Here is a 2,820-nt window from a genome sequence, read left to right on the forward strand (position 1 = left end):
GGTCAAAGCTTCAAGCGGCGCGGCCGCGAACGGTAGGGCAGGCGGGCCGACTGGATGGGATGACGCCGGCCGCGCTCGGTATCCTGGCTGCCTATCTGCGTCGCGAAATTCGACGGAACAATGCGAAGGCTACCGCGTAAGAAGGCGACCGCATAACAAGTGTTTCACGTGAAACGAGGCCTCCTGCCTTGCAACAGTCCCCTTGGACATTCTCATCGTCCGACAAAGCCGCGGCGCTGAAGCTTACCTCTGTTTCACGTGAAACGGAGGTGCGGTTGGATCGCTATATCGGGCTGTTGCTGGAATGGCAGGCCAAGACCAATCTCGTTGCGCCATCGACGCTCCCCCATCTCTGGACCCGGCATGTCTCCGATTCGCTGCAGCTTCTGGATCTCGCCCCTTCGGCCAGGAGGTGGGTCGACCTCGGTAGCGGCGGCGGCTTTCCAGGCGTGGTGCTGGCCTGCGCACTGGCGGAAACGCCGGGGGCGCATGTCCACCTGATCGAGCGCAACGTGAAGAAAGCCGCCTTCCTGCGCGAGGCGCTTCGCGTCACGTCGTCGCCTGGGACCGTGCATCTGGCTGAAATCGGGGATAGTGTGGATAGATTCGTAAGTCCCGTCGATTGCGTCACCGCCCGAGCGCTGGCTCCGTTACGTCAGCTCATCAGCTTCGCCGAACCGCTGGTGAGAAAGGGTGCAAAAGCGCTGTTTCTCAAGGGCCAAGATGTAGAGGCCGAATTGACCGAAGCCACTAAATACTGGAATATCAAACCAAAGCTCCATTCCAGCCGCACCGGCGGACACGGCTGGATCGTCGAACTCGACGCGATCGAGCGGCGCCACCCATCCGCGGCAGCACATGGTATCGAGCATGACCGTGATTGATGAGATTTTTCAACAGGATAGTGCGCCCCATCCGGGCGGTCATCCGCGCATCCTGGCGCTCGCCAACCAGAAGGGCGGCGTCGGCAAGACCACCACTGCGATCAATCTCGGCACGGCGCTGGCAGCAATCGGCGAACGCGTGCTGATTGTGGACCTCGACCCGCAGGGCAATGCCTCGACCGGATTGGGTATCGATCGCAAGAGTCGTAACTGCTCGACCTATGACGTCCTGATCGGCGAAGCGCCGCTGCGCGACGCGGTGGTTTCGACCGCGGTGCCACGGCTGCATATTGCGACGTCGACCATGGATCTCTCGGGTCTCGAGCTTGAACTCGGAACGACGCCCGGCCGCGCGTTTCGGTTGCGCGACGCGATCACGGCGCTGAACACCAACGCGACGCCGGAATCCGATTACACCTACGTGCTGATCGATTGCCCGCCGTCGCTCAATCTTCTCACCGTCAACGCGATGGCGGCATCGGATGCGATCCTGGTGCCGCTGCAATGCGAGTTCTTCGCACTCGAAGGTCTGTCGCAATTGCTGCAGACCGTGGAGCAGGTGCGCACCACGCTCAACCCCAATTTGTCGATCCACGGCATCGTGCTGACGATGTTCGACGCGCGCAACAATCTGTCGAACCAGGTCGTGGCCGACGTCCGGCAGTTCATGGGAACCAAGGTCTACAAGACCATGATCCCGCGCAACGTGCGCATCTCCGAGGCGCCATCCTACGGCAAGCCGGTGCTGGTCTATGACCTCAAATGCGTCGGCAGTGAAGCCTATCTCAAACTTGCGACGGAAGTGATCCAGCGTGAGCGCGAGCTGCGGACGCATTGAAGCGATGGCCGCAACCCGTGGCTGGGCAAAGGCGTCTTCGCCGTGCCCCACCCTGCGATTTACCCAAAACCGAAACCTGACATTCTAATTCCGGAGCGATACGAGTGAATCCAAGGGAGCTGGCGATGGCCGAGGAGGTGCGTTCGCGACTGGGGCGCGGGCTTGCAAGTTTGATCGGAGATATCGGCGGCGAGGCCGCGCATGTCGATCGGCCGCGCGCGCAGCGCAAGGTGCCGATCGAATTCCTGAAACCCAACCCGCGCAATCCGCGCCGCACCTTTTCCGACGCCGAACTCGGCGAGCTCTCAGGCTCGATCAAGCAGCACGGCGTGATCCAGCCGATCGTGGTGCGGCCGGTCAAGGGCGCGCAGGATCGCTTCGAGATCATCGCCGGCGAGCGCCGCTGGCGCGCGTCGCAGCTCGCCGGCCTGCACGAAGTGCCGATCGTTCCCGTCGATGTCAGCGACTCCGACGCGCTCGAGATCATGATCATCGAGAACGTCCAGCGCGAAGACCTCAATGCGATGGAAGAGGCGCAGGGCTATCACGCGCTCGCGGACGAATTCAAACGCAGCCAGGACGATATCGCAAAGATCGTCGGCAAGAGCCGCAGCCATGTCGCCAACATGATGCGGCTGACGAAACTGCCGGCCGAGGTGCAGGCCTATATCGCCTCGGGCCAATTATCGGCCGGTCACGCCCGCGCGCTGATCGGGGTGCCCGATCCGCTGGCGGCCGCGAAACGCATCGTCGAGCAGGGGCTCACGGTTCGCCAGACCGAGGCGCTCGCCCATGACGCCGGCGTTCCGGTCCGCAAGCCGCAGAAGGCGCGAAGCGGCAAAAAGAAAGACGCCGACACCACCGCGCTGGAAAAGCGCGTCAGCGATGCGCTCGGCCTTTCGGTCAGCGTCAATCATCGCAATCCCGGCGGCACGGTGCAGGTCAGCTACCGCAACCTCGAACAGCTCGACGAGGTCATGCGGCGGCTGGCGAAGAATAACTAGTGGTCATTCCGGGATGCGCCCGTTGGCGCAGGCCCGGAATCCATACTCCCCGATCGTGGTTATGGATTCTCTGATGTGCAATTGCACATCATAG

The 2,820-nt window shown here is 62.4% G+C and carries 4 protein-coding genes; all 4 read left to right on the top strand.

Going from position 1 to position 2,820, the window contains the following annotated elements; all coding sequences use genetic code 11:
• Nucleotides 1-140: hypothetical protein (locus tag WCE35_RS00875; RefSeq protein WP_424591463.1), on the top strand; the 140-nt coding region annotated here is incomplete at its 5' end.
• Nucleotides 141-188: 48 nt separating this feature from the next.
• Nucleotides 189-884, top strand: coding sequence for a 16S rRNA (guanine(527)-N(7))-methyltransferase RsmG (gene rsmG, locus WCE35_RS00880; protein WP_424591460.1), 696 nt, complete (start codon nucleotides 189-191; stop codon nucleotides 882-884).
• Nucleotides 871-1,722 (top strand): ParA family protein, encoded by an 852-nt coding sequence (locus tag WCE35_RS00885; RefSeq protein WP_424591461.1) that lies wholly within the window; start codon nucleotides 871-873, stop codon nucleotides 1,720-1,722. The genes rsmG and WCE35_RS00885 overlap by 14 nt, the downstream gene beginning before the upstream one ends.
• Nucleotides 1,723-1,847: 125 nt before the next feature.
• Complete coding sequence (locus WCE35_RS00890) at nucleotides 1,848-2,726, top strand: ParB/RepB/Spo0J family partition protein (RefSeq protein ID WP_424591462.1); 879 nt, start codon at nucleotides 1,848-1,850, stop codon at nucleotides 2,724-2,726.
• Nucleotides 2,727-2,820 lie beyond the last annotated feature (94 nt).

Source organism: Bradyrhizobium sp., from assembly GCF_049691595.1.
GTDB lineage: Bacteria > Pseudomonadota > Alphaproteobacteria > Rhizobiales > Xanthobacteraceae > Bradyrhizobium.